The organism is Streptomyces sp. NPDC041968 (genome assembly GCF_055589025.1).
This window is the reverse complement of record NZ_JBVJCB010000001.1, coordinates 571718-598512: the sequence shown is the minus strand read 5'-3', so window position 1 is coordinate 598512 and position 26795 is coordinate 571718. Positions and strand designations below refer to the sequence as shown.

The 26795-nt window shown below is 73.5% G+C and carries 27 protein-coding genes, 1 tRNA gene and 1 pseudogene; 12 read left to right on the top strand and 17 right to left on the bottom strand.

The features are described 5' to 3' along the window. Positions 1 to 26: 26 nt before the first annotated feature. Positions 27 to 2504 (top strand): phosphoribosyltransferase, encoded by a 2478-nt coding sequence (locus tag ACZ6EG_RS02775; protein WP_469601667.1) that lies wholly within the window; start codon positions 27 to 29, stop codon positions 2502 to 2504. Beyond that, positions 2504 to 3316 (top strand): HAD family hydrolase, encoded by an 813-nt coding sequence (locus tag ACZ6EG_RS02770; RefSeq protein WP_391967841.1) that lies wholly within the window; start codon positions 2504 to 2506, stop codon positions 3314 to 3316. The genes ACZ6EG_RS02775 and ACZ6EG_RS02770 overlap by 1 nt, the downstream gene beginning before the upstream one ends. On the opposite strand, the gene ACZ6EG_RS02765 is transcribed toward ACZ6EG_RS02770, so the two are convergent. From ACZ6EG_RS02765 to ACZ6EG_RS02750, 4 genes are all read right to left on the bottom strand, one after another. Further along, positions 3234 to 4064 (bottom strand): DedA family protein, encoded by an 831-nt coding sequence (locus tag ACZ6EG_RS02765; RefSeq protein ID WP_391967840.1) that lies wholly within the window; start codon positions 4062 to 4064, stop codon positions 3234 to 3236. The two genes, ACZ6EG_RS02770 and ACZ6EG_RS02765, sit on opposite strands and share 83 nt — an antisense overlap. A 209-nt stretch (positions 4065 to 4273) precedes the next feature. Continuing rightward, a complete protein-coding gene (locus tag ACZ6EG_RS02760; RefSeq protein ID WP_356611353.1) occupies positions 4274 to 4495 on the bottom strand; it encodes an FmdB family zinc ribbon protein in 222 nt (73 codons plus the stop codon). A 77-nt stretch (positions 4496 to 4572) separates the two neighbouring features. Then, on the bottom strand, positions 4573 to 5979 hold the full coding sequence (locus ACZ6EG_RS02755) for a coiled-coil domain-containing protein (protein WP_391967839.1): 1407 nt from the start codon (positions 5977 to 5979) through the stop codon (positions 4573 to 4575). A gap of 72 nt (positions 5980 to 6051) precedes the next feature. Then, positions 6052 to 6819, bottom strand: a complete 768-nt coding sequence (locus ACZ6EG_RS02750; protein ID WP_469600940.1) for a DUF4097 family beta strand repeat-containing protein — start codon at positions 6817 to 6819, stop codon at positions 6052 to 6054. Between the two features lie 217 nt (positions 6820 to 7036). Here ACZ6EG_RS02750 and ACZ6EG_RS02745 point away from each other — a divergent pair. Continuing rightward, positions 7037 to 7108: transfer RNA gene (locus ACZ6EG_RS02745), tRNA-Val, on the top strand. Positions 7109 to 7216: 108 nt separating this feature from the next. On the opposite strand, the gene ACZ6EG_RS02740 is transcribed toward ACZ6EG_RS02745, so the two are convergent. Then, positions 7217 to 7573 carry a hypothetical protein gene (locus ACZ6EG_RS02740; RefSeq protein WP_391967837.1) on the bottom strand — a complete coding sequence of 119 codons (357 nt, stop codon included), beginning with the start codon at positions 7571 to 7573 and terminating at the stop codon, positions 7217 to 7219. 117 nt (positions 7574 to 7690) lie between these two features. Here ACZ6EG_RS02740 and ACZ6EG_RS02735 point away from each other — a divergent pair, with 117 nt between their 5' ends. Beyond that, on the top strand, positions 7691 to 8224 hold the full coding sequence (locus ACZ6EG_RS02735; protein WP_469600936.1) for a GNAT family N-acetyltransferase: 534 nt from the start codon (positions 7691 to 7693) through the stop codon (positions 8222 to 8224). A gap of 4 nt (positions 8225 to 8228) precedes the next feature. Beyond that, on the top strand, positions 8229 to 8462 hold the full coding sequence (locus ACZ6EG_RS02730) for a DUF2277 domain-containing protein (protein WP_391967835.1): 234 nt from the start codon (positions 8229 to 8231) through the stop codon (positions 8460 to 8462). 70 nt (positions 8463 to 8532) lie between these two features. Here ACZ6EG_RS02730 and ACZ6EG_RS02725 read toward each other — a convergent pair whose 3' ends face one another. From ACZ6EG_RS02725 to ACZ6EG_RS02710, 4 genes are all read right to left on the bottom strand, one after another. Next, positions 8533 to 9171: a DedA family protein gene (locus ACZ6EG_RS02725; protein ID WP_469601664.1), complete on the bottom strand. Its 639-nt coding sequence runs from the start codon at positions 9169 to 9171 to the stop codon at positions 8533 to 8535. Positions 9172 to 9371: 200 nt separating this feature from the next. After that, the gene (locus ACZ6EG_RS02720; protein WP_391967834.1) at positions 9372 to 9824 is read right to left on the bottom strand and encodes a DoxX family protein; all 453 of its coding nucleotides are present in this window, start codon (positions 9822 to 9824) and stop codon (positions 9372 to 9374) included. A gap of 247 nt (positions 9825 to 10071) precedes the next feature. Continuing rightward, positions 10072 to 11706, bottom strand: coding sequence for an alkaline phosphatase D family protein (locus ACZ6EG_RS02715; protein WP_391967833.1), 1635 nt, complete (start codon positions 11704 to 11706; stop codon positions 10072 to 10074). Positions 11707 to 11794: 88 nt separating this feature from the next. Continuing rightward, a complete protein-coding gene (locus tag ACZ6EG_RS02710) occupies positions 11795 to 12439 on the bottom strand; it encodes an HNH endonuclease family protein (RefSeq protein WP_391967832.1) in 645 nt (214 codons plus the stop codon). Between the two features lie 423 nt (positions 12440 to 12862). Between ACZ6EG_RS02710 and ACZ6EG_RS02705 the strand changes: the two genes are divergently transcribed. Together ACZ6EG_RS02705 and ACZ6EG_RS02700 are read left to right on the top strand one after the other, a co-directional pair. Continuing rightward, positions 12863 to 13444, top strand: a complete 582-nt coding sequence (locus tag ACZ6EG_RS02705) for a TMEM165/GDT1 family protein (RefSeq protein WP_469600931.1) — start codon at positions 12863 to 12865, stop codon at positions 13442 to 13444. A gap of 191 nt (positions 13445 to 13635) precedes the next feature. After that, positions 13636 to 14301: an HAD family hydrolase gene (locus ACZ6EG_RS02700; RefSeq protein ID WP_391967830.1), complete on the top strand. Its 666-nt coding sequence runs from the start codon at positions 13636 to 13638 to the stop codon at positions 14299 to 14301. A gap of 108 nt (positions 14302 to 14409) precedes the next feature. Here the strand turns inward: ACZ6EG_RS02700 and ACZ6EG_RS02695 are convergent, their stop codons facing one another. Next, the gene (locus ACZ6EG_RS02695) at positions 14410 to 15225 is read right to left on the bottom strand and encodes a peptidoglycan-binding domain-containing protein (RefSeq protein WP_391967829.1); all 816 of its coding nucleotides are present in this window, start codon (positions 15223 to 15225) and stop codon (positions 14410 to 14412) included. Positions 15226 to 15982: 757 nt separating this feature from the next. Continuing rightward, positions 15983 to 16483 (bottom strand): GNAT family N-acetyltransferase, encoded by a 501-nt coding sequence (locus tag ACZ6EG_RS02690; protein WP_391967828.1) that lies wholly within the window; start codon positions 16481 to 16483, stop codon positions 15983 to 15985. 166 nt (positions 16484 to 16649) lie between these two features. Here ACZ6EG_RS02690 and ACZ6EG_RS02685 point away from each other — a divergent pair, with 166 nt between their 5' ends. Next, positions 16650 to 17318, top strand: a complete 669-nt coding sequence (locus tag ACZ6EG_RS02685; RefSeq protein ID WP_391967827.1) for a hypothetical protein — start codon at positions 16650 to 16652, stop codon at positions 17316 to 17318. Positions 17319 to 17323: 5 nt separating this feature from the next. Further along, positions 17324 to 17935, top strand: coding sequence for a hypothetical protein (locus tag ACZ6EG_RS02680; protein ID WP_391967826.1), 612 nt, complete (start codon positions 17324 to 17326; stop codon positions 17933 to 17935). 10 nt (positions 17936 to 17945) lie between these two features. Here ACZ6EG_RS02680 and ACZ6EG_RS02675 read toward each other — a convergent pair whose 3' ends face one another. Continuing rightward, positions 17946 to 18356, bottom strand: a complete 411-nt coding sequence (locus tag ACZ6EG_RS02675; protein WP_391967825.1) for a DnaJ family domain-containing protein — start codon at positions 18354 to 18356, stop codon at positions 17946 to 17948. 70 nt (positions 18357 to 18426) lie between these two features. Between ACZ6EG_RS02675 and ACZ6EG_RS02670 the strand changes: the two genes are divergently transcribed. Continuing rightward, a complete protein-coding gene (locus ACZ6EG_RS02670) occupies positions 18427 to 18819 on the top strand; it encodes a hypothetical protein (protein ID WP_391967824.1) in 393 nt (130 codons plus the stop codon). A gap of 34 nt (positions 18820 to 18853) precedes the next feature. Here the strand turns inward: ACZ6EG_RS02670 and proP are convergent, their stop codons facing one another. Further along, positions 18854 to 20254 carry a glycine betaine/L-proline transporter ProP gene (gene proP, locus ACZ6EG_RS02665; protein ID WP_458417695.1) on the bottom strand — a complete coding sequence of 467 codons (1401 nt, stop codon included), beginning with the start codon at positions 20252 to 20254 and terminating at the stop codon, positions 18854 to 18856. 455 nt (positions 20255 to 20709) lie between these two features. Between proP and ACZ6EG_RS02660 the strand changes: the two genes are divergently transcribed. Continuing rightward, complete coding sequence (locus ACZ6EG_RS02660; RefSeq protein WP_469600923.1) at positions 20710 to 22851, top strand: bifunctional glycosyltransferase 87/phosphatase PAP2 family protein; 2142 nt, start codon at positions 20710 to 20712, stop codon at positions 22849 to 22851. Here the strand turns inward: ACZ6EG_RS02660 and ACZ6EG_RS02655 are convergent. From ACZ6EG_RS02655 to ACZ6EG_RS02645, 3 genes are all read right to left on the bottom strand, one after another. After that, positions 22805 to 24442, bottom strand: a complete 1638-nt coding sequence (locus ACZ6EG_RS02655; RefSeq protein ID WP_469600920.1) for a hypothetical protein — start codon at positions 24440 to 24442, stop codon at positions 22805 to 22807. The genes ACZ6EG_RS02660 and ACZ6EG_RS02655 overlap by 47 nt on opposite strands. A 94-nt stretch (positions 24443 to 24536) precedes the next feature. Next, a complete protein-coding gene (locus tag ACZ6EG_RS02650; RefSeq protein ID WP_391967820.1) occupies positions 24537 to 24800 on the bottom strand; it encodes a DUF397 domain-containing protein in 264 nt (87 codons plus the stop codon). Beyond that, a complete protein-coding gene (locus ACZ6EG_RS02645) occupies positions 24775 to 25623 on the bottom strand; it encodes a helix-turn-helix domain-containing protein (RefSeq protein WP_469600916.1) in 849 nt (282 codons plus the stop codon). The genes ACZ6EG_RS02650 and ACZ6EG_RS02645 overlap by 26 nt, the downstream gene beginning before the upstream one ends. Positions 25624 to 25717: 94 nt before the next feature. Between ACZ6EG_RS02645 and ACZ6EG_RS02640 the strand changes: the two are divergent. After that, a pseudogene (locus ACZ6EG_RS02640) lies at positions 25718 to 26131 on the top strand (ATP-binding protein); the annotation flags it as partial. Positions 26132 to 26170: 39 nt separating this feature from the next. Here the strand turns inward: ACZ6EG_RS02640 and ACZ6EG_RS02635 are convergent. Beyond that, positions 26171 to 26761: a cysteine hydrolase family protein gene (locus tag ACZ6EG_RS02635; RefSeq protein ID WP_469600914.1), complete on the bottom strand. Its 591-nt coding sequence runs from the start codon at positions 26759 to 26761 to the stop codon at positions 26171 to 26173. Between the last annotated feature and the right edge of the window lie 34 nt (positions 26762 to 26795).

The following is a 26795-nucleotide window of genomic DNA, read 5'->3' as shown; positions in this document are numbered from 1 at the left end:
CGGTGGACCACGGGAGGCACGAGCACATGACGGAGAGGGCGCGCGCCGAGGGGCGGGCCGGAGTCTGGTCCGGAAGCTGGGTGGCCGAGCGGCTCGGCGTCGAACTCGCCGGCGACGAGACGCTGACCGGCATGCTGGGCCTCGCCCTGCGCCGCAACCCCAAGCGGGCGCACCTGCTCGTCTCGAACGTGCTCGGCAAGCACGTCCCCCAGGCGCCGTCCGTGGTGTACGGCCACGGCGTCGCCCTCGGCCGGCGCGTCCGCGACCTGCTCGGCGAGGAAGCGGCAGGGAGCGCCGTCGTCCTCGGCTACGCGGAGACCGCCACCGGCCTCGGCCACTCGGTCGCCGACGGTCTCGGGCCGGCCCCGTACCTGCACTCCACCCGCCGCCCGGTCGCCGGGGTCGCCCGGGCGGGCGGCTTCGAGGAGTCCCACTCGCACGCGACCTCGCACCTGCTGCTGCCCGAGGACCCGGCGCTGCTGGCGGGGGACGGGGCGCTGGTCCTCGTCGACGACGAGTTCTCCACCGGCAACACGGTGCTCAACACCGTGCGCGCCCTGCACGAGCGCTACCCGCGCGAGCGGTACGTCGTGGTGGCCCTGGTCGACATGCGCTCGTCCGCCGACGCCGGCCGGCTGGAGGAGTTCGCCCGCGAGATCGGCGCCCGCGTCGACCTGGTGACGGCCGCCTCGGGCACGGTCCGGCTGCCGCCGGGGGTGCTGGACAAGGGGCAGGAACTGGTCGCGCGCTACGAGGTCCCGAGCACGGATGCGGGTGCGGGAGCCGGGACCGGGGGAGCCGCCGGCCGTGTCGCCCGCGTCGACCTGCGCTGGCCCGACGGCGTTCCCGACGGCGGGCGGCACGGGTTCACGGCCGCGCACCGGGAGCGGCTGGAGCAGGCACTGCCGGAGATGGCGGCGCGGATCGCCGGGGCACTGCCCGCCGGTGCCCGCCGCGTGCTCGTCCTCGGCTGCGAGGAGCTGATGTACGCCCCGCTGCGCCTGGCCCACGCGCTGGAGGGGACCGTCGACGCCGAGGTGCGCTACTCCACCACCACCCGCTCTCCCGTCCTCGCGGTCGACGATCCCGGCTACGCGATACGCACCCGCCTGGTCTTCCCCGCGCACGACGACCCGGCCGACGGCCCCGGCGAGCGCTACGCGTACAACGTCGCGGGCGCCGGCTTCGACGCCGTGGTCGCCGTCGTCGACTCGGCCGCCGACACCCCCGCCCTGCACGCCCGGGACGGACTGCCCGCCCGGCTCGCCGCCCACGTCCCGCACGTCCTGCTCGCGGTCGTCCCGTCGTACGTCCCGACGGCCCCGCACGCCCCCGAAAGGCCCTCCATGCTGCCCGAGCCCCTGCGCGGCCCCGACTTCTCCTCGTACCCGCCCGACGAGGTCGGGTGGCTGCTCCAGGACCTGTCGGACGTGACGCTGGAGGCGCCGACCGAGGAGCGCGAGGAGGCCATCCAGAGCGGCGGCGCGCACTACGCGGAGTCCCTGCCCGTGGAGTACCAGCCCACCGAGCAGTACCAGGAGCTGTTCCACGCGGCGCTGGCCACCTCCGCCGCCCGGCTGGCCCGCGCCGTCGGCGCCGTCACCGAGATCGTGCTCACCGAGCGGTCGCCCCGTCCCGTCCTGGTCTCCCTCGCCCGCGCGGGCACCCCCGTCGGCATCCTCATGCGCCGCTGGGCGCGGTTCCGCCACGGCCTCGACCTGCCCCACTACGCCGTGTCCATCGTCCGGGGCCGCGGCATCGACGCCAACGCGCTGCGCTGGCTGGCGGACCGTCACGACCCCGCCGACGTCGTCTTCGTGGACGGCTGGACCGGCAAGGGCGCCATCACCCGCGAACTCGCCACCGCCCTGCGCGACTTCGAGGCCTCCGACGGCATCACCGGCTTCGACCCCGAGATCGCCGTACTGGCCGACCCCGCCTCCTGCGTGCGCACCTACGGCACCCGCGACGACTTCCTCATCCCCTCCGCGTGCCTCAACTCGACCGTCTCCGGGCTGATCTCGCGCACCGTGCTCCGCGCCGACCTGGTCGGCCCGCACGACTTCCACGGCGCCAAGTTCTACCGCGAACTCAGCAGCGCCGACCTGTCGACGGCCTTCCTCGACGCAGTCTCCGCCCGCTTCCCGGACGTCGCCGACGCGGTCGACGCCCAGACCAAGGAACTCCTCGCCGCCGACCGCACGCCCACCTGGGAGGGCTGGGCCGCCGTCGAGCGCATCAGCGAGGAGTACGGCATCCACGACGTGAACCTCGTCAAGCCCGGCGTCGGCGAGACCACCCGCGTGATGCTGCGCCGCGTGCCGTGGAAGGTGCTCGCACGCGCCGGTGCCGGCGCCGACCTGGACCACGTGCGCCTGCTCGCCGAACAGCGGGGCGTACCCGTCGAGGAGGTCGACGGCCTGCCCTACACCTGCGTGGGGCTGATCCACCCCCAGTTCACGCGGGGCGCGACCGGAGCCGACGGCAGGGCGGTGGCGCTCTGATGCCGGTACTCGTCGCCAGCGACCTCGACCGCACGCTCATCTACTCCGCCGCCGCCCTCGGGCTGACCATGCCCGACCTGAGGGCACCGCGGCTGCTGTGCGTCGAGGTCTACGAGAGCAAGCCCCTGTCCTACCTCACGGAGACGGCGGCCCGGCTGCTGACCGACCTCGGTGACGCGGCGCTGTTCGTGCCGACCACCACCCGGACCCGCAAGCAGTACCAGCGCATCAACCTCCCCGGCCCGCCGTCGAAGTACGCGATCTGCGCCAACGGCGGGCACCTGCTGGTGGACGGCGTCTCCGACCCGGACTGGCACGCGCGGGTGACCGCACGGCTGGCCGACGAGTGCGCCTCGCTGGCCGAGGTCCGCGACCACCTGGCGCACACCGCCGACCCGCTGTGGGTACGCAAGCACCGGGTCGCCGAGGACCTCTTCGCCTACCTCGTCGTCGAGCGGGAACTGCTCCCCGAGGAGTGGGTCAAGGAACTCGCCGTGTGGGCCGAGAACCGCGGCTGGACGGTGTCCCTCCAGGGCCGCAAGATCTACGCGGTCCCGAAGCCGCTCACCAAGAGCGCCGCCGTGCGTGAGGTCGCCCGCCGCACCGGCGCCGACCTCACGCTGGCCGCCGGCGACTCCCTCCTCGACGCCGACCTGCTCCTCGTCGCGGACCGGGGATGGCGCCCCGGCCACGGGGAGCTGGCGGACTCCGACTGGACGGCCCCGGCGATCAGCGCCTTGCCCGAGCGCGGTGTGCTGGCGGGTGAGCGGATCCTCCGGGAGTTCCTCCACGCGGTGAGTCCGAGTCGCTGACCCCGCCGTCGTGGGCGTCGTACTCCCCGGCACCGTCCCCGGTGCCGGGGCGGTCGTCGTCGGCCGACGGCCGTGCGTCCGGTCCGTCCCCGCGTGCGCGCCTGCGCTGTCCGCCGCCCGGCCGCATCAGCCGCCTGACGACGAAGACCAGCAGCGCCAGGGCGGCGAGAGCGAGGATCACCTTCGAGTACGTGGAGGCGATGCCCGAGACCTTGGACCAGTTGTCGCCCAGCGCATAGCCCGCGAGTACGAACACGGTGTTCCAGATCGCGCTGCCCAGCGTGGTCAGGGCCAGGAAGACGGGCAGCCGCATGCGCTCCACGCCCGCCGGCACGGAGATCAGACTGCGGAAGATCGGGATCATCCGGCCGAAGAAGACGGCCTTGGTCCCGTGCTTCTGGAACCAGGCCTCCGTCTTCTCGATGTCGGAGACCTTCACCAGCGGCAGCTTGCCGGCGATCGCCACCGTGCGGTCCCGGCCGAGCAGCGCGCCGACCCCGTACAGCGCGAGCGCGCCGATCACCGAGCCGGCCGTCGTCCACAGCAGGACGGCGATCAGGTTCATCCGGCCCGAGCTGGCCGCGAACCCGGCCAGCGGCAGGATCACCTCGCTCGGCAGCGGCGGGAAGAGGTTCTCCAGCGCGATGGCGAGGCCGGCGCCCGGGGCGCCGAGCCGGTCCATGAGGTCGTTGATCCACTCCGGTGCCGCGCCGCCGCTCGCGGCCGTCTGCACTGCGATGGCTGTCATGACGGCCACGCTAGGAAATCGGAGCTGAAGGGAGCCTGAGGAAACGCGTGGTACGGCTGGCTCCTGCTGGGCGGCATGGGCGACCCCGGTTCCTTCGTCCTCGGCAGACTGGGCGGCTTCCTCCTCGTGTTCCTCGCCTGGCGGGGAATATGCGGCGGGGTGCCACGGGAGGGACGGCTGCCGGGGACGGCGCGGACCGCGCGGAGGCGTCAGCCGCAGCAGCCTCCGCCGCAGCAGCCGCCGCCTCCGCCACCCGGCGAGGGGGCGGGCGCCGGTCCGGCGGAGGAGCCGCCGACCGCGACCGTCGACAGCAGCTTCACCGTGTCCCCGTGCCCCGCGGGGCAGGCGGCGGGCGCGGAGGACTCGGCCATGGGACGGCTCAGTTCGAAGGTGTCGCCGCAGCTGCGGCAGCGGTACTCGTAGCGAGGCATGGGCACAGGTTAACCGGCTCGGCCGGACGGGCCGGCCCGTCGGCGGGAACCCGCCGGGCCGGTGGTCGCGCGGGCGGTCAGTGCCCGGCGCCGCGCTCCTCCCGGATGCCGGCCACGACGTCGGCCACCGTTCGCCGGACGGCGTCCGTCTCGGTCAGGAAGTGCCAGTAGTCGGGGTGCCGGCCCTCCAGCGTGGTGATCGCCCGCTCCAGCCGGGCCACGGCCCCGTCCAGCGGTCGCGCGTGCCGGGGGTCGGGGGTGTTGCGGCCCGCCATGGCCAGGCGCTGGGCGTCACGGATCGCGAAGCGGGTGCGTTCGATCTCCTGCGCCGGGTTCTTCTGCACCGCGTTCAACTGCCGCAGCCGGTCGCCGGCGGCGGAGACCGCCTCGTCGGTCGCGTTCAGCAGCGCCCGTACGGTCGACAGCAGGGCGGTGGCGTCGGGCCAGCGCTGCTCCTCGCGGGCGGTCCGGGCCTCGGCCAGCTTCCGCTCCGCCTGCCGGACCGACTCGCCGGCCTGGTCCGGCACGTGCTGGAGGTCCTGCCAGCAGGCGACGGTGAAACGCCGGCGCAGCTCGCTCAGCACGGGCTCGACCTGTTCGGTGCGGGTGGTCAGGGCCTGGGCGCGGGTGCGCAGGGAGACCAGGCGGTGATCGATCTCGGCGGCCCGTTCCGGCAGCCGCTCGGCCTCCGCCCGCACGGCCCCGGCCTCCCGGATGACGCGTTCGGCCCGGTCGAGGGTCTCGGGCACGCCGTGCCGGCCGGCGCCCTGGTTCAGCCGGGTCAGCTCCGGTCCCAGGGCGGCGAGCCGGGCGGCGAGGTCGTCCGCCCGCAGCCCGGCCTCCCGTACGGCGTCAAGGGCGTCGGAGGCGGCGAGGAGGGTCTGCCGGGCGCGTTCGACGGCGGGCGCCAGCCGGGCGAGTTGGGTCTCGGCCTTGCCGAGGAGCGGGCCGAGTCCTTCGGCGAAGCGGTCCAGTTCCTGCTTGACGCGGCCCAGTTCGGTCCTGGCGGCGGTCAGTTCGCCGCGGGCGTGGGAGGCGGCGGACGCCTCCAGGTCGTCCCGGTCGAGGTCGTGGGCGTCGACGGCCTCGATGTACTGGTGGCTGGCCTCGTCGATGCGGCGGCCGAGCGCCTCGAAGTCGGTGACCGCGCGCCGGGCGGCGGGGGAGGCGTCGACGGCCGCGATCGTCTCGACCGAGATCCTGAGGTCCCGCTGCGCGGTGTCCAGCTCGTAGAAGGCGGCCGCCGCGTCGTCCTTCGCGGCCTGCGCCTCGGCCCGCTGACTCTCGGCCCGTCCGCCGAACCACCGCCGGGTGCCGCCCCCGGCGAACGCGGCGGGCAGCGCGAACGCGGCGAGGAAGGGCAGCCCCACGAGGGTGAGCGTGTCGCGGAGCGCGCCGGGCGGGCGCCGCCGACGGGAGCGGTGCGGCAGGCGCCGCGCGCGCGGCACCATCGGCGAGTACGGCTGCGATGGTGTCGCCGTCACATCCCTCTCCCGTGTCGTCCGGCCTGCCCGGGTCCATTCTCCCACCCGTTGAGGACGAACACACGGGCCCGGTCAGTTCGCGGTTTCGACCGTGACTTCGCCGTCCTGGGTCCGGGCGTTCACCACGTGGGAGCTGGCGTCGTCCCGGGGCACGGACACGTCGACCGAGCCGTCGTCGCTCTCGGCGGACACCTTGTACGTCTCCCGGGGCAGGGAGACGCGCACGGAGCCGTCGTCGCTGCGGGTCTCCACCAGGTCCGGGACGGTGGCGAGCCGCAGGCGGACCGAGCCGTCCTGGGTCGACGCCTTCACCTGCCGGGCGGAGACGTCCGCGCGCAGCGAACCGTCGTCGCTGCGCATCTCCAGCCGTCCCGAGGAGTCGCTGACGCGCACGGACCCGTCCGCCGTGCGGATGTCCAGGCTGTCCCGGAAACCCCGGGCCCGCACGCTGCCGTCGTCGGACCTCACCTTGACGGCGACGCCGCGCGGCACCTGCACGCGGTGCCTGGTGGCGCAGTCGGCGACCATTCCGGAGCAGTGCGTCCGCAGCTCCAGCCGGTCGCCGTCCATGCGCCAGGTCACCTTCGGATCGGAGCCGATGGCGACCGAGCCCTGGAACCACCTGGTCACCTCGACCTCGCCGGACGGATTGCCGTCGGCGGCCACGATCTCCAGGGCGGAGTCGTCGGCGTCGATGGTCAGCGTGTCGCCCCGGAAGGCGAAGGTCCGGTGGTCGGGGTCCTTGTCCTCGTCGGCGGAGGCGCAGGCGCCGAGGCCGGCGACGAGGACGGCGACGGCACCGGCGGCGAGTGCGCGGACCGGAAGCATGCGGCGGGACATGACGGTTTCCCCCAGGGACGGACGACGAGGCGCCGGCGGGCCGATCCGCGGTGCGGGGCCCGGTGCGGCGAGACTCTCCGACCGTACGGAGCGGCGGGCCCCGGCGGGATCCGGGTCACCGGCGGATCGGGGGTGGGGATAACCCCCCGCCCGTGGCCCGGAGCCCTCGGGCGTTGCGGCGCACCGCACGGGGCCATGTAGGCTGTCGACTCGTCCTGGGTGCGTAGCTCAGGGGTAGAGCGCCTGCCTTACAAGCAGGATGTCGGCGGTTCGAAACCGTCCGCGCCCACCGGGACCGGCGCCGCTGTCGTCGGCGCGAAGGCCCTCGGAGATCCTCCGGGGGCCTTTCGCGTGCCCTCGTCGCGGCCGCCTCGGGGCGGTGTCCCTCCCGTACGTCTCACGCGTCCGTGGCCGGGGTGTCGCCCGGCGGGGCCTCATGGGCCCGCTTCAGCTCCGAGCGGGCGTCCACCTGGTCGGGACCGGTGATCTGCGACCAGTAGCGGTGGGTGCTGACGAACACGGCGAGCTCCCGCTCGCGCCGTCGGAGCTTCTCCACCTCGGCCTGCTCGTCCGCCGACCAGCCGGGGGAGGCCGGGCGCTCGACCTTGCGCCAGCCGCTGTCGTCGCTGAAGCCGTCGAGTGGCTCGACGGACCAGGGAAGTCTCTTCAGCAGGGCCGCCAGCTCGGCCCGGACCTGGTGCAGTTCCTCCTGACCGGCGAGGAGGTCACTGGGGAAGTCATAGGTCGTAGCCACGGGCCCAATGATACGCCTGTTCGATTTTGAGGCGCGCGTTCCCTTCGGTGGTTCACGCGAAAGGGTGGCCCCCGCGACCCGGGCCGGATGTCAGACCCCTGCCCTACCGTGAGGAGCATGGACGGCGTGGGCGAGTGGACCGGGAGCGGCACGGAGCAGGTGCGCCTGATCCCCTGGTCGGAGCAGGACCTGTGGCTGCTGCGCAGGACGAACAGCCCGGAGATGACCGCGCACCTGGGCGGCCCGGAGAGCGAGGAGCAGCTCCTCGGCCGGCACCGGAGGTACACCGCGCTGGAGGCGGGGCGGATGTACCGGGTGGCGTCGGCGGGCGGTGACGAGACCGTCGGCTCGATCGGGTACTGGCAGCGGACCTGGCGGGGCGCGGAGGTCTGGGAGACCGGCTGGGCGGTGCTGCCCGAGTTCCAGGGGCGCGGACTGGCCGCCCTGGCGGCCCGTGCGGTGACGCGGGCGGCCCGCGCGGCCGGCCGGCACCGTTACCTGCACGCCTTCCCGGACACCGGCCACGCCGCGTCCAACGCGGTCTGCCGCAGGGCCGGTTTCACCCTGCTCGGACAGGCCGACTTCGAGTATCCGAAGGGCCACTGGATCAGGTCGAACGACTGGCGGGTGGACCTGGAGAAGGGAGACTGACCCCATGTGCCGCAGCATCAGGACACTGCGTCCGCCCGTGCTGGCCGAGGAGGCCACGGGGGACGAGATCAGGGCCGCGGCCCTGCAATACGTGCGCAAGGTCTCGGGGTTCCGTGCGCCGGCCGCGCACAACCGCGAGGTCTTCGATCAGGCCGTGGAGGCGATCACCGCGGCCACGGCCGAGCTGCTGGACGGCCTGGAGGTACGAGGAGGTGCCGGCGCCCGGAAGGCCTCCTGACGCCGTCGCGCCCTCCCGTGGACCGGCGCGCACCGCCCGCACGACCCGCCGCCGCTGCCGCACCCGCTCGCTACGAGGCCTCCGTCGCCCGGGGTCGGGGGCGCATCAGGAACGCGGCCCCGGCCCCCGCGCCGAAGAGGGCGGCCAGTGACACTCCGGTCGCCAGCCAGGTGGCGCCCAGCCACTGGCCGCCGAAGTAGCCGAGGGCCACGCTGTAGGCGGCCCAGGCCAGACCGGCGAGGGCCGACCAGGGGAGGAACTCGCGGACCCGGCGGTGGGCGGTGCCCGCGAGCAGCGAGACCACCGAGCGCCCGGCCGGGGCGAAACGGGCCACCACGACGAGGGCGCCGCCACCGCGGGCGAGCGCCCCGCCGAGACGTTCCTGCGCCGTGACCAGGCGACGGGACCGGGCGATCGCGCGGTCCAGGCGCGGACCGCCGCGCCAGGCGAGGCGGTAGACGGCCAGGTCGCCGAGGACCGAGGCGGTCGCGGCGCACAGCGTCAGGACCAGGATGTCGGGGACGTCCTGCGGAACCCGCCCGGCCGCCGCCGCGCCCGATCCCGCGGCCGCCGCGGTGGCCGCCGTGATCACCAGGACACCGCTCGGCAGCACCGGCAGGAAGATGTCGAGGAGCACGGAGACGGCCACCACCACATAGATCCATGGGCTGCTGACCAACACACCAATAGTGCCGAGACCTTCGACCACCACAACTCCCCGTTCCTCCCCCGTGGGCCGGGCCATGCCGCGGGACGCGGGGACGGCAGGAGCGGCCGATGACAGCCATACAGCGTACGCCGGGGGTGTGACAGACAGTTCACAGGGGGCTCAGGTCTTCACCACGGAGCGTTCACCTGAGAGGGCGGCCGGAGCGGTCGGCGGGGCGCCGCGGTCCGGAGCGGTCCGGATCAGGCCGCGACCGGCGTCTGCCGCTCGGTGACGGACTCCGGCCGCTGGGAGGTGCGCCGGGTGAGCAGCCGGTCCAGGCCGAAGGCGCCGGAGCCGGTGAAGACGAGCAGCAGGAAGGCCCAGCAGAACATGGCCGAGGCCTCGCCGCCGTTCTCCATCGGCCACAGGGCGGACGGCTGGTGGACCTTGAAGTACGCGTAGGCCATGGAGCCCGAGGAGACGAGCGCGGCGGCGCGGGTGCCGAGGCCGAGCAGCACCAGGGTGCCGCCGACCAACTGGATGACGGCCGCGTACCAGCCGGGCCAGGTGCCGGCCTCGATCGTGCCGCCGCCCGACGCGCCGCCCAGCACGCCGAAGAGGGAGGCGGCGCCGTGGCAGGCGAAGAGCAGGCCGACGACCATGCGGAACAGGCCGAGGGCATAGGGCTGGGCGCTGTCGAGGCGTCCGGACATGTGGGGGGTGCTCCTTCGGTCGGGCCGGCCCGATGAGGGGCCGGTGGGGGACGGAACCGAGTGGGGTGCCCACGTTAGGTGAGCCTAACGAGTACTTGCAAGTTCAACATTAGGCCAAGGCGTGACGTGCGGTGGCGCCGCGGCGGCGGGTCGCGCTACAGGTGGGAGCGCTCCCACGCATGAGGCGGAGCCCGCCGGTGTGACTTGTTTCGTACCCGGCTCCGCCCCCCGTGACCCGCGTCCGCGGCTACGCCAGCTCGCGCTCCGTGATCAGCCGCAGCGCGGTCGTCCCGTCGCGTTCCGCCTGTGCCTGCTCCAGGCGCAGCCGGGCCGAGCGTCCCCGCAGGGTCAGCGTCATGATCTGGTTGCCGAACCAGGGGCCGCCGGTCTTGCGCCAGCCGACCGCGGGCGTCGCGCAGCGCCCGTGCCGGGCGATGCGCCGGCCGAGGGCCCGCGCCGCGGCGCTCCAGCCGAAGCGGAAGCCGAGCCGGATCGAGAGCGGCACCGAGTTGTGGACGGGCGAGCAGGTCAGCTGCGCCACCCGGGCGTCGGGGGTGCGCCCCGGCCAGGACGGCTCGGCCACGTAGGCGTGGTGGACGTCGCCGGAGAGCACGCTCACCGTCGCGGGCGCCCCCGGCCCGGTGCCGGCCTCGGCGATGAGGTCCGCGAGGGCGTCGAAGGAGGCCGGGAAGGCCGCCCAGTGCTCCAGGTCCGCGCCCCGCCTGATCTTTTCCCCCTGCCGGGCCCAGCGGGCGCCTCGCTCACCGGCGCAGATCGCGGCGTTCCACGCCTCCACGTCGTGCACCAGGTGGGGCAGCAGCCAGGGCAGGGAGGTGCCGATCAGCAGGTGGTCGTAGGACTCCCGGTCGTCCATGACCTGCTCGCGCAGCCAGGCGTCCTCGCCCGGGTCGAGCATCGCGCGGTGGTCCTCGTCCAGGACGCGGGCCGCGCGGGAGTCGACCATCAGCAGCCGTACGCGCCCGAAGTCGCGCCGGTAGCTCCAGCGGACGGAGGCCGGGTCGGCGTCGGCCCGCGCGGCGAACGAGCGGAGCACCTCGGTGCCGTCGTCGGCCTCGCGGACGGCCGCGTAGAGGGGGTCGGCGGCCAGCTCGTCGGGGGACAGGTTGCCGAGCTGCTGGTACACCCAGTAGGACATCAGCCCGCTCAGGATGCGCTCGTTCCACCAGTCGGTGGCCCGCATGTCGGCGAGCCAGGCGGCGGAGGTGTTCCAGTCGTCGATGACGTCGTGGTCGTCGAAGATCATGCAACTGGGCACGGTGGACAGCAGCCAGCGCACGTCCGGGTCGGTCCAGGACTCGTCGTAGAGGTGGCTGTACTCCTCGTAGTCCCCGACCTGGTCGCCCGGCCCCTCGTCCAGGCTCCGGCGGCCCGAGATCCACTCGCGCGTGGCGTCGGAGACCTCGTCGGCGTACACCTGGTCGCCGAGCAGGAGCAGCAGGTCGGGCCGGGCGCCCTCCGGGTCGGCCGCGATGCGGGCGGCCAGGGTGTCCAGCGCGTCCGGGCCCACCGGGTCCTTCCCGCCGGCCGGGGGCGCGGCCCAGCGGCACGAACCGAAGGCGACGCGCAGCTCCCCGTCCGCCGGGGACGTGGCGATCACCGACGGCGGGAAGCGCGAGTCGGGCAGCGGCCACACGCGCGTGTCGTCGAGGAGGACCTCGTACTCCGTCGCCGTGCCCGGTGTCAGGCCGCTCACCGGGACCAGGGCGTAGTGGTGGTCCGCGACGCGGAAGGTGCGGGCCGTGCCCTTGGCGCCGTCGGCGCAGCGGACCTCGGCGGTGCAGGGCCGGTCGGTCTCGACCCAGACGGTCGCGCACGAGCCGTCGGTGTATCTCAGCAGTGGTCCCAGGCGCAGTCCGGCCATGGTGATCCCCTCCTCCGTCGCCCCGTACCGTACGGAACGACGGAGGCCGACGGCGAGGCTCCGCGCCGAACGCGTGATGGACGGGACGTCAGCAGTTCGCGAGCTGGCTTTGCAGGGCCGACTTCTCGGCGGAGTCCACCGAGAGGTCGTAGTAGTACTTCACCTGTACCCAGGCTCGGGCGTATGTGCAGCGGTATGCGGTGCGCGAGGGAATCCAGGTGGCCGGGTCCTGGTCGCCCTTGGACTGGTTGACGTTGTCGGTGACCGCGAGGAGCTGGGGACGGGTCAGGTCGTTGGCGAAGGACTGGCGCCGGGAGGTGGTCCAGGAGCCGGCGCCCGAGTCCCAGGCCTCGGCGAGCGGGACGAGGTGGTCGATGTCGACGTCGGCGGCGGCGGACCAGGTGGCGCCGTCGTAGGGGGAGTACCAGCTGCCGCTGGTGGCGGCGCAGGAGGAGTCGGTGACGACGCCCGAGCCGTCGCGCTTGAGGACGGTCTCGCGGGTGTTGCAGGCGCCGGACTGCGTGATCCAGTGCGGGAAGAGGTCGCGGTCGTAGCCGGTGCGGTTCTCGGTCCTCACCGTGAGGCCGGCGAGGTAGGAGCGGGCGGTGGCCCCGCTGACCGGGGTGGGGAGGGCGGCGGAGGCGGCCGGGCCGTTGAGGAGCCCGGCGGAGGCTATGAGTCCGGTGAACGCGGCGAGGAAACCGAGCCGTCGACGCGCGTAGAACTTCGACATGCGAACTCCCTGGGGAGGTGGGGGTGTTGGGACGCGGGCAGGGGGAATGCTCGCGACGCCGCATGGCGCACAGGTGTGCGGCCGGTAAGAAGTTAGTGACGTGTGCATGGCACGTCTATGGGTGCGACGGGACTCGTGACGGAGCGCCCCGGGACTTTCGCCCCTCGATGCCGCCCGGGCGCTCGCGTACTATGGACGGCGCAGAAGGGGAGTAGCTCTTCGCCGGACCGTCGACATACTGCTCAGCTCGTCTGAGCCGGCGCCCGGAGGCAGGCCTCGTGCGCGGGGTCGGCCAGCGAGACCTTCGGCAAGCAGTGCAGGCCCGTGCCGTACGGCGGGGGCGACCGTGTGCTGCCGTGCCGAGGTGTCCGCAGCGCAGGACCAGCACTCTCGGTGGGGCGGCCCCGACCGATAGAGGAACCCTTGATCAGCCTGACCGTGACGGCCGTAGTCTTCGGCGTCGTCTTCCTCGCGGAACTCCCGGACAAGACCGCGCTCGCCGGCCTCGTCCTCGGCACCCGCTACCGGGCCTCGTACGTCTTCGCCGGCGTGGCCGCCGCCTTCCTGGTGCACGTCGTGCTGGCGGTCGCGGCCGGGAGCGTGCTCACCCTGCTGCCGCAGCAGATCGTGCACGCGGTCACCGGCGTGCTGTTCCTGGGCGGCGCGGCCGTGCTGCTGATGCGGAAGGACGACGAGGACGAGGAGATCCGCAAGCCGGAGGACCAGTCCTTCTGGAAGGTCTCCGGGGCGGGCTTCATGCTCATCCTGGTCGCGGAGTTCGGCGACCTCACGCAGATCATGACGGCGAACCTGGCGGCCCGCTACGACGACCCGCTCTCCGTCGGCCTCGGCGCGGTGCTCGCGCTGTGGGCGGTGGCCGGTCTCGGCATCGTCGGCGGAAAGGCCCTGATGAAGCGGGTGCCGCTGGCGCTGATCACCAAGATCGCGGCGCTGCTGATGCTGGGCCTCGGCGTGTGGAGCCTGTGGGAGGCGGTCGCCGGCTGAGACCCGGTCCGCGGGCCGGGCCCCGGCGGGGCGGGTGCCGGGTGAGGCGAACGGCACGTGAACGTTTCGGCGGGGCGGTGGCGCGATCCCCGATGCGTTTTGTACCGTGGAGAAACAAAGTGGCTCCCGCCCGTTCTCCCTGACCGGCGGGCGGGGCCGCCTTGTTTCCTCCCCGCGTCTGGAGTCTGCCGATGACGGCCACCGCCACCACCGTTCTCACCGCCCGTGCCCTGCTGCTGGACATGGACGGCACCCTCGTCAACTCGGACGCCGCCGTCGAGCGCGTCTGGCGGCGCTGGGCCGACCGGCACGGGCTGGACGGCGACGAGGTCATGAAGGTCGTCCACGGGCGGCAGGGTTACGCGTCGATGGCGCTGCTGCTGCCGGACCGGCCCATGGAGCAGAACCACGCGGACAACGCGCGCATGCTCGCCGAGGAGACCGCCGACACCGAAGGCGTCGTCGAGATCCCCGGGGCGTCGGAGTTCCTCGCCTCGCTGCACGGTCTGCCGCACGCCCTGGTGACGTCGGCGGACGTGCCGCTGTCCACGGCGCGGATGGCCGCCGCCGGGCTCGCCCAGCCGGACGTCCGGGTCACCGCCGAGTCCGTCGGCGCCAGCAAGCCCGACCCCGAGGGTTTCCTCAAGGGTGCGGCCGAGCTGGGCGTCGCCCCCGCCGACTGCATCGCCTTCGAGGACTCCGGCGCCGGCATCACCGCCGCCCGCGCCGCCGGGATGCGGGTCGTCGGGGTCGGTCCCCGGGCAGCTCTGCACGGGCCCGACGTGGTCGTGGAGGACCTGACGCGGGTCCGGGTGGAGGCCGGCGCGGACGGGACGCTGCGGCTGCACGTCGGCTGAGCGGCGGCCGGCTGTACGCCGGCTGATCTGAGGCGGCTGTTCGTCGGCTGAGACGAGCTGCGGTTGCGCGTCGGCCGAGAGGGCCGGTGCGGCCGGCGGCGGCCGCGTTCACGGCGCCCGGGTCTCCGACTCCAGTTGGCGCCGGGTGTCCTGGCCGTAGACGCCGAGTTCGTCGGAGCGGATGCCGCGTGCCCACTGGTAGGTGCGGACCGCGTCCTCGACCCGGTGGCCGTAGGTGCCGTCGATCTCGCCGGTGTAGAGGTACAGCTGGGCCAGGCGCTGCTGGAGTTCGGCGACCTCGGGGCCGCGGTCGCCGCGGTGCAGCGTGGAGCCGCCGTCATCGTCCCGGCCGTCGTCCTCGGACTCCCGCGTCGGGTCCTCGGCCGGCGTGGTCGTCGTGGTCTGCGTCGGCTCGGCCGACGGGGACGGTGTGGGCGAGGCGCTCGACGCCGACGGCGACGGTGAGGCCGACGGGCTCGTGCTGGGGGACGCGGAGGCGGACGGGGACGGTGACGACGAGGTCGGCCCGGCGGACGCGGGGCTCGGCACGGGGGCCGTGGACACCGCGCCGGTCGACGGGTCCGGCACGCTCGCGCGGACCTCCTCCGGCAGCGCCCCGTCCCGCGAGGGACTCTCGTAGGAGAACAGTCCGCTCGCGAACCCGGCCGCGCCCACCACGATCACGAGCGCCCCGGCGGCGCTGAGCAGCACGCCCCGACGCCGTCTGCGCGGCGGGCGTCCGTCAGAGGTGCCTTCCGCGCCGGGCCCCGCGGGCGCGGCGGGCGCGGTGGCGGACGGCTCGAACAGGCGCAGGTCGTGCGCGCTGGGCGTGTCGGTCGAGGGCGCCAGGGGAGTGGGCAGCACGGAGGTCGCCTCCGTCGGCGCCGAGCCGCCCCTGTCGTTGCCGACGGCGCGCAGCGTCATGGTGGCGTCCTCGTCCGGCGCCGGGGCCCTGCCGGGCGGGGTGGGGCCGGCCGCGGACGTCGGTGCGGGGGTGGCGGGCGTCCCCGGCAGGGGCGCTGGGGACGCGGGCGCTGGGGACGCGGGCGTCTCCGCTCCCGGGGAGGGCGCGGTGCCGGGAGCGGACGGGGTGCCGGGTGCCGGTGCGGTGCCGGAAGCAAGCGGCGTGCCGGTCGCGGGTGTCGTGCCGTGAGGAGGCGTCGTGGACGGGTGCCCCTCGCCCTCCGGGCGCGTGGGTCCGGGTGTTCCGGATGCCGGTGCCGTACCGGTCCCGGGCGCCGGGGCGGCATCGTCTGTCCCGGCCCCCGGGGTCGGGTCGGCACCGGGGGCCGGTATCCGCCCGGGGCGGTCGTCCAGGTCCACGTAGGGCCGGATGCGCAGGGGATCGAAGTCCTCCGCCGCTGCCGCCTGGGCCGTGCGGGCTTCGCGCAGGGCGTCGGACGCCCGCGTTCCGCAGGCGCAGGAGGGCGTGTTGTCGGCCTTCCTGGGCGTGCCGCACTCCGGGCACGAGTGGCCCGCGGCAGGCTCCAGCGGCTCCTGCGGCGGCTCTTTCTGCTGTTCCACGCGTTCGTCCCTCCCCTCGCGACTCCCCTCGCGAACTCCAAGGATTATGCAGATCTTCTCCACACTTGCGCGCGCACGCCCCCGAACACCGGCTTCCCGCAGACGTGGAAACAGGCATATCCGGTCACACCGTCCAGAGTGAGAGGCTGACTTCCCGTCAGGCGGCGTGCGCCAGCCGCTTCTCGAACCAGTGCTCGGCGTACGGGTCCTCCTTGTACGCCTCGGTCTCCGTGTAGCCGAGCCGCGCGTACAGGGTTCGGGCCTCGACGAGGTCCCCCCGGGTGTCGAGGACCATCCGCGAGGCCCCGAGCGCCCGTGCGGCGTCCTCGGCGGCCCGCACGAGCAGCGCAGCGCCACCCCGGCCGCGCATGCCCGCGTACAGGAACACCCGGGTCAGCTCGGCGGTGGTGTCGTCCCGCAGCCGTACGCCCGAGGTGCCGGCCGGTTCACCGTCGTACCGGGCGACGAGCAACCGCCCCCGCGGCGGCACGAGGTCGGCACCCGAGTGCGCGGCGATCTCGCGCTCCAGCTCGGCGGGATCGGTGGGCCGACCCTCGTGCAGCAGGTACCAGCGGTCGCTGACCTCCGTGTAGTACGCCCGCCACAGGGCGGCGGCGACGGGGGAGTCGTGGGGTTCGGGGGCGACGGTCCAGGTCATGACCGGCATTGTCAGGAGGGGGCCGGCTCCCGGCGCAAGCGTATTTTCCCACCGGTGCGCCGTCGGCGCCTCCCGTGCGCTGTTTACGGGGGGACTTGGAGGCAACCCGGACAGCGAACCGGCCCGTTCGGAGAGCCGGTCAGGGCCGAGAACCCGGAAGGCACTCATGTCCACAGGCGTGATCATCGCGTTGATCGTGATCGTGGCCGCCGTGCTCGTCGTAGCGGCCGTACTGGCCCGGCGCGCGCGGGGCCCCCAGCACGGCGGAAGCCTGAAGCGTCGCTTCGGGCCCGAGTACGACCGGGCCGTGGCCCGGCACGACGGCGACACCAAGGCCGCCGAGCGCGAGCTGGCCGAGCGCGTGGAGCGGCACGGTTCGCTGCACATCAGGTCGCTGGAGCCGGCCGAGCGCGAGCGTTACGAGGCGCGGTGGACCGCGGCCCAGGAGCGTTTCGTCGACTCCCCGCGCGAAGCGGTCGGCGAGGCGGACCGGCTGCTCGCCGAGCTGGCCGGTACCCGGGGCTTCCCGGACGGCGGGCAGTACGAGGAGCAGCTCGCGGCGCTGTCCGTGCACCACGCCCACCACGTCGACGGTTACCGGCGCGTGCACCGCGTGACGCACGCGCGGGTGGACGGCGCGCAGGACAGCGGCGCGGGCACGGAGGAGATGCGCGAGGCCATGGTCGCGGCCCGCGCGCTCTTCGAGGAACTGGTGGACTCCTCCCGCCACGACGGCAGCCGGCACCGTGTCGGAGCCGAGGGCGACGGCCGGGCTCCGGCCACCCGTACCCAGCACACCTGGTCGTTCAACAAGCGCCAGCCGAAGGAGAGTTGAGCCACATGTCCGATGTGACCCGGCAGACCGGCGGCATCCCCGTCGAGCGAGACAGGCAGACCCCCGACGCCCGAGGCGAGACGGCCCTGGGCACCACACCGCCGCCGCAGCCGACGGAGCCGGCTTTGGGAGCGCGCGCCGATCACGCGGCGGGCACCCGGAGCGAGACCACCCCGGGCCTGCGATCCGACGGTCCGCAGCACACCTCCGGTCCACGGGCCGACGGTCCGGACCGCACCTCCGGCCTGGGGGCCGACGGTCCGGAGCACACCCCGGGCCGACGGTCCGACGGCCCCGACCGTGCCTCCGAACACCGGCCGGCGCACGGTGACGGCGCGCTCCTCCCGCACGACGAGCTGGACAAGTTCGGTCAGCGCCTCCACCACGCGGTGGCCGGCTTCGTCGACGCGCCGCGCGCCTCCGTGGAGGAGGCCGACCGCGTCCTGGAGGAGATCGCCGCCCGTCTCGCCGACGCGGTGACGCACCGCCGCACGACCCTGCGCACGTCCTGGCACGACACCGGCGCGGACGACCGCGCGACGAGCACCGACACCGAACAGCTCCGCCTGGCCCTGCGGGACTACCGCGAGCTGGCGGACCGCCTGATGCACCTGTGACGCGTGGGCGTCACCGCTCCGCCGCCCGGCCCTCCCGCCACCGCCGTACGACCTCTTCGACGTCGTAGGGCTTCAGACCCAGCGGGGGGCCGGGCGGCGGCTTGAACATGACGTCGCGGATCTTGACGTTGATCTCCTCGACGATGCGGCGGACCACCCGCTCCGACGGGGCCTTCGCGGCCGCCTCCAGGGCGTCCTCCGCCTCCTTGCGCAGCGCGAGCGTAGGGGGGAGCACGGAGAAGCCCTCACGGGCCATCTTCCTCTTGACCCACCACAGTTCGTCGTAGGTGCTGTCGATCTCGCTCGGCAGGGGCTTGCCCGCGCCGGGCAGCTGCGCGAACTCACCGCGTGCCTCGGCGTCGCGGATCTGCTTGTCGACGAAGGACTCGAAGTCGACGCCCGGGGGCTTTCGCTCGGTCATGACCCCATTGTGCCGGACACCGCACCCCCGACCGATCTACTATGCGGCGGCGACGAGGGAAGGAGCGCACGTGCTCGAACTCACCATGGCCGCCGTGACCGCGGCGGACGCGGGTGCCACGGCCGGCATGCAGATGGCCGAGGCGCCCAGCGAGCCGGGAGCGGTGCTGCGGGTGGGCCGGGACAAGTCCGTGTGCCGGCTGTCGACGCCGGACGACTGGCTGTTCGTCTCCCGGGTGCACCTGGAGTTCCGGTGCGGAGCCGACGGCACGTGGCAGCTGACCTGGTTGCGGGGCTCCCAGCCGGACCCCTCCTCCGAGGTCCGGCTCACCGTCGCCGGGTACGCCCGGCCGGTCGGCTACGGCGACACCGTGGGGCTGCCCCGGGGCGGCAGCGGCGAGATCCTGGTCCAGGACCGGGTGGAGCCGCGCAGCGTCAACGTCGGCTTCTACCACGAGGCGTGAGGACGGGCCTCCCGCCGGCGGCGCCGGCGCGGACTCACGCGGTGGTCGCGCGCTCCTCGACCGCCTCGACCGCCGGGGCCGATCCCGGCAGCGGGCGCCCGGCCGACTCCGACATGAACCACACCGCCACACCGCCGACGACGGCCGCGGCCATCATGTAGTACGCGGGCATCATCATGTCGCCCGTCGCCCCGATCAGGGCCGTCACCACCAGCGGCGTCGTCCCGCCGAACAGCGAGACCGAGACGTTGAAGCCGATCGACAGCGACCCGTACCGCACCCGCGTCGGGAACAGCGCGGGCAGCGCGGACGGCATCGACGCCGTGAAGCAGACCAGCAGCAGGCCGAGCGCCGCCATACCCAGCCCCACGGCGAGCAGGCTGCCCTCGCGGATCAGCAGCAGCGCGGGGACGGACAGGAGCAGGAAGCCCGCGCAGCCCGCCGCGATGACCGGGCGGCGCCCGATCCGGTCGGTCAGCGCGCCGGCGAACGGCTGGACGACCATCATCAGCGCCATCACGGCCAGCACGACCAGCAGCCCGTGCGTCTCGTCGTACTTCAGCTCGCTCGTCAGATAGCTGGGCATGTACGACAGGAGCATGTAGTCGGTGACGTTGAAGACCAGCACCAGGCCGACGCAGAGCAGCAGCGCCCTCCACTGCCCGGTGACCATCTCCCGCAGCGGCACCTTGGGCCGGGTCGCCTCCGCCTTCTCGACCTCGGCGGCGAAGGCCGGCGTCTCCTCCAGCCGCATCCGCAGATACAGCCCGATGATGCCCATCGGCCCCGCGATCAGGAACGGGATGCGCCAGCCCCAGGACGTCATGTCGCCGTCGGAGAGCAGCGCCGTCATCAGCGTCACCAGCCCGGCGCCGCCGATGTACCCGGCCAGCGTGCCGAACTCCAGCCAGCTCCCCAGGAACCCGCGCCGCTTGTCCGGCGCGTACTCGGCGATGAAGGTGGACGCGCCCGCGTACTCGCCCCCGGTGGAGAAGCCCTGCACCAGCCGGGCGACGAGCAGCAGCACCGGCGCCCAGACGCCGATCGTCGCGTAGGACGGGATCAGCCCGATGGCGAAGGTGCCGGCCGCCATCATGATCATCGTGAGGGCGAGGATCTTCTGCCGTCCCACCCGGTCCCCGAGGGGACCGAAGACCATGCCGCCGATCGGCCGCACCAGGAAGGCCGCCGCGAAGGCGCCGAACGTGGAGAGGAGCTGGGCGGTCGGGTTGCCCGACGGGAAGAAGACCTTGCCTAGCGTCACGGCGATGTAGCTGTAGACGCCGAAGTCGAACCACTCCATCGCGTTGCCGAGCGCCGCGGCCTTCACGGCACGCCGGACGAGCGCGGGGTCGGTGACGGTGGGCGCGGCGGCGCGAGGCGGGGAAGCGGGGCTCGTGCGGGACGGGTGAGCGGCGACGGGGGCAGCCGACAAGACTTCGCTCGCCTACCTTTCGACGGGAACAGGGACGCCACGACCCGCACGGCGGCGCTGTCGCCGGGCCGGAAGAAGCCCGCGGCACACGGCCGCGGGCAGAAAACGACCATAGGCGCTGATGCGCCGCTTACGCCCGGTACGCTTATCGTTGCACTGTGCACCGAAAGGGCGTGCACGCAGGGACGTCCCCGCGTCACGGCCCGCCTCCACCCCCTGTGACCTGTGATCCTTCTCGCTCCTGGGGGAGGTGTCCGCATCCGCTCCGCCCCGTCACCGGTCGAACGCATGACCGGTGGGCTGAAGAAAAAACGGAGCGAAAGGCGGGCGGCGGTCAGGTTGAGCGGGGGTTGCCTGCGTCTCCCTCCGGGGGCGGTGCGAGCCTCATAGGGTTCGCAGGAACAACACATCGCGTACACGGGCGCGGTGGGAGCGGGGCGGGAGGCCGACGAGGCGTGGCGAATGCGGAGCACAGTGGGCGACCGGCGGAGGCTTTCGGAGCCCCGGCCGTCGATGCGACCAGAGCACGGCTGCGGGCCGCGCGCCTCGGGCTGTGGCTGGTCGCCGCCCTCCTCGTCGTACGACAGCTGGCGGCGGTCCTCAGCACCCCGCGGGGGGAACGGCTGACGGATCTGGAGACCTGGGTCGGGCCGCACGGAGTCCTGCACGTCGAGGGCTCGCTGTACGACTCGACGCAGTTCACCGGCACGCCGTTCGTCGGGCTGGTCCTCAAACCGTTCACCCGCGCCGCCGAACAGGCCCTCGGCTGGGGCTGGACCTTCGGCTCGCTGCTGCTCGTGGTGGCCCTGGGGCTGGTCGCCGCCCGCGCCCTGCCGAAGCCGGTGGGCCGCCGTACGGCGCTGCTGGCGGCGCCGGTCGCCGTCAGCCTGATGATGCTGTCCCTGCCCGTGCGCAACGCGCTGTGGCTCGGCCAGACCAGCATCATCCCGGTCCTGCTCGTCCTGCTGGGCTGCTTCGCCGTACGCGGCGAGCACGCCGACCGGGTCGGCGGCGTGCTGATCGGGGTCGCCGCCGCGTTCCAGCCGACCGTGCTCCTGTTCGTCCCCCTGCTGTGGTTCACGGACCGCAGACGGGCCGCCGTGTCCACCGGGGTCACCTTCCTCGCCTGCACGGCCGTCGCGTGGGCCGCCATGGCCGAGGACTCCTACACCTACTGGGTGCACCACCTGGCCGGCGTGGGCCTCGGCGGCGCGGCCGACGACCTCGCCAACCAGTCCCTGCACGGCGCGCTGCTGCGGCTCGGGCTCACCGGCCCCCTGGAGATCGCCCTCTTCCTGCTGCTCGGCGCGGCCGTCGCCACTCTCGCCCTGCGCCGCGCCGTGCGCTACGCCCGGGACGGCCAGCTGCTGCTCGCCGTCGCCGTCACGGGCTGCGCCGCCGTCGCGGTGTCCCCGGCCGCCTGGCAGCACCAGCTCCTGTGGGTGCTGCTCGCGGTGGTGGGCCGGGTCGGCAAGCGCGCCTCCGACCGGTACGTCTGGCCGGTCGCCGTGGTCCTGGTGATGACGCTGCCGGCGAAGATGATGCTGCCGAACATGGCGGCCCTGTACCCGCTGCGCGACAACGTGATCCTGCTCGCGGCCCTGGCCGCCGCCGTCGCCGTGCCGTTCCTGTCCCGCACCTCGCCGTACTTCGACGCGCCGGTCCCCACGAGCTACGCGCCACCGGTCCCCACCCGCTTCAAGCACGTCCCCCTGCTGCCGTTCCTGCGCCGGGTCCTCACCCGCCCCAACCTCCTCCTGGAACTCCTCCTCATCCGGGTCACCTACGCCGCGTACTCCAAGGTCCGCCTCGCGGCGACCGGCGGCAGCAACTCGGCGGGCCGGGAGCGCGCCGAGGAGCACGGCCGGCAGATCCTGGACCTGGAACGCTTCCTGCACATCGACGTCGAGCACGCGATCAACCACGCCGTCGTGAAGGTCGGCTGGCTGCGGGACTTCTTCGACTTCTACTACACGTCGTTCCACTTCGTCGTCCCGCTGGCGGTCCTGGGCGTCCTGTACTGGCGCCGCCCCGTCGACTACCGCTGGGCCCGCGCGTCGCTCGGCTTCACCACGCTGCTGGCCCTGGTCGGCTTCTGGCTGTACCCGCTGGCGCCGCCGCGGCTGATGCCGGGCCTCGGCATCATCGACACGGTGCACGGCGTGCAGGACTTCACCAAGCCGGACTACGGCACCCTGACCCACCTCACCAACCAGTACGCGGCGATGCCGTCGCTGCACTTCGGCTGGTCGCTGTGGTGCGGGGTGGCGATCGCGGTCATCGCCCCGAAGATGTGGATGAAGGCCCTGGGCCTCCTGCACCCCACCTTCACCGCCGCGGCCATCGTGGCGACCGGCAACCACTGGCTGCTGGACGCGGTGGGCGGGGCGGCCGTGGTCGCCGCCGGTTTCGGCCTGGCCTACCTGTTCCAGGGCCCGAGGGCCCGGGTGGTCACGGCGACGGCCGCCGAGAAGGCCACCCCGGACGCACAGGCCGTCCCCGCGCCCGCCCGGCCCCCGGCCGAGGACTCCGTGCGGCCCGCCGAGGGGCTCAGCAGCGATCCTCCGTCGCCGGCGAAGGACCGTACCGGGAGCTGAGCTGGTACGCGCCGGGTGCCTCGACGGTCAGGCGGGTGAACTCGCCGTCCCGGGCGAGGCACCCGCCGTCGGCCCGCAGCCACGGCGACCAGGCGACCCGCACGGTCACCGGGCCGGGCCGGTCCACGTGGAGCACCAGGTCGGTGCTGCTCGTCGTCACGACGGTGCCGGGCTCGGAGACGAGCGGTACGGCGTCCCGCACCCGGAACACCTTCCAGTGCGCGTCCTGCCAGACGGGCTCCAGCCAGTCGGGGCGCAGCGCCGGGTCCCGCACGAGGGCCGCCTCGGCCTCGGCGGGGCCGTCCGGCTTGGCGGCCGGGAGCACGACGAAGCCGACCGCCCAGCGGTCCAGCCACTGCCGGTACGTGGTCGCGGAGAAGGTGCCGTCGTAGAAGAGGCGGGCGCGTTCCACGTCCAGCTGCCGGTTCCAGCCGCGGGCCAGGTTGACGTGCGGGGCGAGCCCGGCGGCCTCGCGGTGGTCGCGCGCGGGCACCACCTCCACCCGAGTGCGGTCGGCGCCGAACCCGTCGAGCGCCCGCACGACCCCGTCCGTCTCGGCCGCCCAGGCGGGCACCACCGTGTACTCCCGCAGGTCGTCGTCGGTCTTCTTCACCGTCCACCCCACGGAGAAGACGAGCGCGACGACCAGGAGACCCCGCGCGACCCGCCGCGCCCGGTCCGTGCCGAGCAGCGCCGCGAGCAACGCGGGAGGCGCGAAGTACTCCGCGAACCGCTCGACGTTCGTGCCGACGGCGGAGGGTATGAGGTACGTCAGCACGGTCCCGGCCGCGTACACGGCCCCGCTCCACCGGGCGACCCGCCAGTCGCGCGGGGCCAGCGCCGCCACGGCGAGACCGAGCACGACCGGTGGCCATATCCGGGAGGCGGGCATCGGCTGCTCCCCGCTGAACGGGAACAGCAGCGTGGTGAGCCCGACGACGGCGGCGGGCGGTACCAGCAGCACCAGGGCCCGCCCCCGGTCCCGTACGAGCAGGAAGCCCGCCCCGACGACGGCCAGGAACAGCCCGGCCACCGGCGACGCCATGGTGGCCAGGGCCGCGTACCCGGCGGCGAGGACCAGTCGCCGCTCCCGGACCAGCACCAGGCACGCGGCCAGCCCGAAGGCGAGGCCGAGCGCGAAGGTCGTGCGCCCCGAGGCGACGTTGCACCACAGGGCGAGCGAGGCGAGCAGGGCCACCCACACGGGCTTGCGTACACCGGTCCGTACGACGAGCACGGCCGCCAGCCAGGCGGCGGCCAGCCCGGAGACGAGGGTGACGGTGCGCACGCCGAACACGGCCATCAGATACGGCGAGATCACGCTGTAGTTCGCGGTGTGCACTCCGCCGTACCAGAACAGTCCGTACGGCGAACCGCCGTGCCGCGTGACGAAGTCCGTCCACGCCACCTGCGCGGCGAGGTCACCCCCGCCGGTGGCGAGAAACGCCCACCACACCGCGTACAGCGGGAGGGTGGGCAGGGTCGCGAGCAGCGGCACGCGATGCCGGTGCCCGAAGGCACGCAGGGCACCGCGCGGGGGTCTGCCCGTACGCCCCTCGGGGAGGGCGACGGCGAGTTCGGCAGGGACCACGGTCGGGGAATCCGTTCGGTTTCATCGGCGGGCACGGCGGGTGCACGTGCGTAGACGAGAAATCGAACAGATTAGTTGATCGGTCCCGGTCAGATCACTCCGGGGTGGAGGCCCACCCGACGAAGGCGGTGAAGGTGGCGGGGCTCAGGGTGAGGACCGGCCCCGCCGGGGTCTTGGAGTCACGGACGGCGACGGTGGCGTGGTGGGGGAGTGCGGCGACCTCGAGGCAGTTGCCGCCCTGGTCGCCGCTGTACGACGACTTACGCCAGGCGAGCGGGCCGAGGGGGGCGCATTCGATGCACTCACCGCCCTGATCGCCGCTGTAGCTGGACTTACGCCACTGGATCCTCGTCGGCATCGCCTTGCTCCCCATAGCGTTCCTCCATCACCCGGCGGATCAGCTCCGCCGAGTCCTTGAGGGAGAGCGCGGCGGCCCGAAGATGATCGTAACGGAGCGAGCAGTCCCTGACGGTGTCCGGGTTGGCCGTCGGATGCCCGCTGCCGTACCCCTCCGTGTAGACGATGGCCGCGTCCGCAGCGAAGCGGAAGAGGGTGAACGAGCCTTGTAGCCCCGCGTGCTCTCCCACAGAGAACGGCAGCACCTGGACGTTGATCCGGGGATTGGCTTCGAACGACAACAGGTGGGCCAGTTGACCGCGCATCGTTGCCCGGTCGCCGATCTCCTGATGCAGCGCTGCCTCGCCGATTACTGTCCAGAAGACCGGTGGCTCCTCCTTCTGGAAGATTCGCTGGCGAGCCAGCCGTACTGCGGTGCGGTCGTCGAGGCCGGTCGGGTCGAGTGTGCCGAGTACGGCTCGTACGTAAGCGTCGACCTGGAGCAGGCCGTGAACCATGTGCGTCTGGAAGGCGCAGATCTCCACGGCACGCGCCTCCAACTCGGCCACCTGTTGAAACCAGGCCGGAACCTGACTGCGCATCACCAGGTCGATCAACCGTGACAGCAATCCGCCCGTCCCCAGAGCCGCGTCCACGCGTTCGCTGAACTCGCGCGTCGGCAGCTTCCGGGCCGTCTCGATCTGGCCCACCAGCGAGCCCGTGTAGTTGACGATGTCCCCGAGCTGCCGTTGGGTCAGTCCGGCGGCCTCGCGGTAGCGGCGCAGTTCGAAGCCGTAGTAGTCCAGCGGCGAGGCGTCCGGGTCGAGGACGTTGATGTGGGTCATGCGCAGAGCCCCCTCTCGCACAACTCGGTCCACTCCGGAACCGGTTGTATCCGTGCGGTAGCCCACGGTAGTCGTCCGACGTCAGGCTCGTGCCGTGAACGAATACTTTCCCTCGGCCCTCGTGGGTCACCGCTGCGCCGACCAGTACCGGATGAGCTTCACGGCCGGCGCGCACTCCGCCCGGCACGTGCGGCGGATCGTCCGTTCCTTCCTCGCCGAGTGGGGCCTCGCCGGCGTGACGGACGCCGTCGAACTCGGCGTGACGGAGCTGCTCGCCAACGTCGTACGCCATGTCCCGGACCGCCGCTGCACGCTGCTGCTGCTGCGGCAGACGGGCGGCGTGGTCCGGGTCGAGGTGGCGGACGGCAGTCCCCGGCAGCCCGTGCTCGCCGTGCCGGTGCGCGACGACTCGGAGTGCGGCCGGGGGCTGGTGCTGCTGGACGCGGTCGCCGACAAGTGGGGCGTGGGGCCGGGCCCCGAGGGCGGCAAGACCGTGTGGTTCGAGTGCGCGGACCGTGCCGGGACCCCGTCCCCGGAGACGGCCTCGTCAGACGAGCTCCTCCTGCGACGGGACGACGACCCCGTACAGGTCGGCGATGGTGGCGAGAGCGGCGTGGTGCACCTGGCGGGCGTCCACCTCCGTGCCCGCGACCGGCAGCGCGCGGGTGGCGCAGGCGTCGGCCACGACGGTGGGGCGGTTGCCGCGCAGGAAGGCGCCCTGGGCGGTGAAGGCGACGCACATGTGCGTCATGAAGCCGGCGAGGACGAGGTCGCCGTGGCCCGCGGCGTCGACGTGCCGGTCCAGGTCGGTGCCGACGAAGGCGTTCGGGGCCTTCTTGACGACGACGGGCTCCCCGTCGAGCGGGGCGACGCTCGGGTGGATCGCGCCGATCTCGGCCCGGACGTCGTACGGGGTGCCCTCGCCGCCGTCGTTGACGACGTGGACGACCTTCGCGCCCTCCTGGCGGGCCCGCGCGAGGAGCCGGGCGCCGGCGGCGAGCGCGTCCTGCCAGCCGTCGAGTTCCATCACGCCGGTCGTGTAGGTGTTCTGGTAGTCGATGAGGACCAGGGTCGAGTCGGCGAGCTTCGCCGGGGTGTCGTCGAGGCCGTTGAGCTGTCGCAGCGTGGTTCTGGGCATGGGGGACCGCCTTGAGTCGCGTGTCGGGATGGGC

Excerpts from the sequence above, each read along its gene's own strand:
- ACZ6EG_RS02760 (WP_356611353.1), bottom strand. The coding sequence starts at position 4,495 with ATGCCTCGCTACGAGTACCGCTGCCGCAGCTGCGGCGACACCTTCGAA.
- ACZ6EG_RS02770 (WP_391967841.1), top strand. The coding sequence starts at position 2,504 with ATGCCGGTACTCGTCGCCAGCGACCTCGACCGCACGCTCATCTACTCC.
- ACZ6EG_RS02695 (WP_391967829.1), bottom strand. The coding sequence starts at position 15,225 with ATGACGCTGCGCGCCGTCGGCAACGACAGGGGCGGCTCGGCGCCGACG.
- ACZ6EG_RS02650 (WP_391967820.1), bottom strand. The coding sequence starts at position 24,800 with ATGCCGACGAGGATCCAGTGGCGTAAGTCCAGCTACAGCGGCGATCAG.
- ACZ6EG_RS02750 (WP_469600940.1), bottom strand. The coding sequence starts at position 6,819 with ATGTCCCGCCGCATGCTTCCGGTCCGCGCACTCGCCGCCGGTGCCGTC.
- ACZ6EG_RS02685 (WP_391967827.1), top strand. The coding sequence starts at position 16,650 with ATGTCCACAGGCGTGATCATCGCGTTGATCGTGATCGTGGCCGCCGTG.
- ACZ6EG_RS02645 (WP_469600916.1), bottom strand. The coding sequence starts at position 25,623 with ATGACCCACATCAACGTCCTCGACCCGGACGCCTCGCCGCTGGACTAC.
- ACZ6EG_RS02675 (WP_391967825.1), bottom strand. The coding sequence starts at position 18,356 with ATGACCGAGCGAAAGCCCCCGGGCGTCGACTTCGAGTCCTTCGTCGAC.
- ACZ6EG_RS02690 (WP_391967828.1), bottom strand. The coding sequence starts at position 16,483 with ATGACCTGGACCGTCGCCCCCGAACCCCACGACTCCCCCGTCGCCGCC.
- ACZ6EG_RS02715 (WP_391967833.1), bottom strand. The coding sequence starts at position 11,706 with ATGGCCGGACTGCGCCTGGGACCACTGCTGAGATACACCGACGGCTCG.
- ACZ6EG_RS02720 (WP_391967834.1), bottom strand. The coding sequence starts at position 9,824 with ATGTCCGGACGCCTCGACAGCGCCCAGCCCTATGCCCTCGGCCTGTTC.
- ACZ6EG_RS02680 (WP_391967826.1), top strand. The coding sequence starts at position 17,324 with ATGTCCGATGTGACCCGGCAGACCGGCGGCATCCCCGTCGAGCGAGAC.
- ACZ6EG_RS02635 (WP_469600914.1), bottom strand. The coding sequence starts at position 26,761 with ATGCCCAGAACCACGCTGCGACAGCTCAACGGCCTCGACGACACCCCG.
- ACZ6EG_RS02775 (WP_469601667.1), top strand. The coding sequence starts at position 27 with ATGACGGAGAGGGCGCGCGCCGAGGGGCGGGCCGGAGTCTGGTCCGGA.
- ACZ6EG_RS02710 (WP_391967832.1), bottom strand. The coding sequence starts at position 12,439 with ATGTCGAAGTTCTACGCGCGTCGACGGCTCGGTTTCCTCGCCGCGTTC.
- ACZ6EG_RS02700 (WP_391967830.1), top strand. The coding sequence starts at position 13,636 with ATGACGGCCACCGCCACCACCGTTCTCACCGCCCGTGCCCTGCTGCTG.
- ACZ6EG_RS02735 (WP_469600936.1), top strand. The coding sequence starts at position 7,691 with ATGGACGGCGTGGGCGAGTGGACCGGGAGCGGCACGGAGCAGGTGCGC.
- ACZ6EG_RS02730 (WP_391967835.1), top strand. The coding sequence starts at position 8,229 with ATGTGCCGCAGCATCAGGACACTGCGTCCGCCCGTGCTGGCCGAGGAG.
- ACZ6EG_RS02765 (WP_391967840.1), bottom strand. The coding sequence starts at position 4,064 with ATGACAGCCATCGCAGTGCAGACGGCCGCGAGCGGCGGCGCGGCACCG.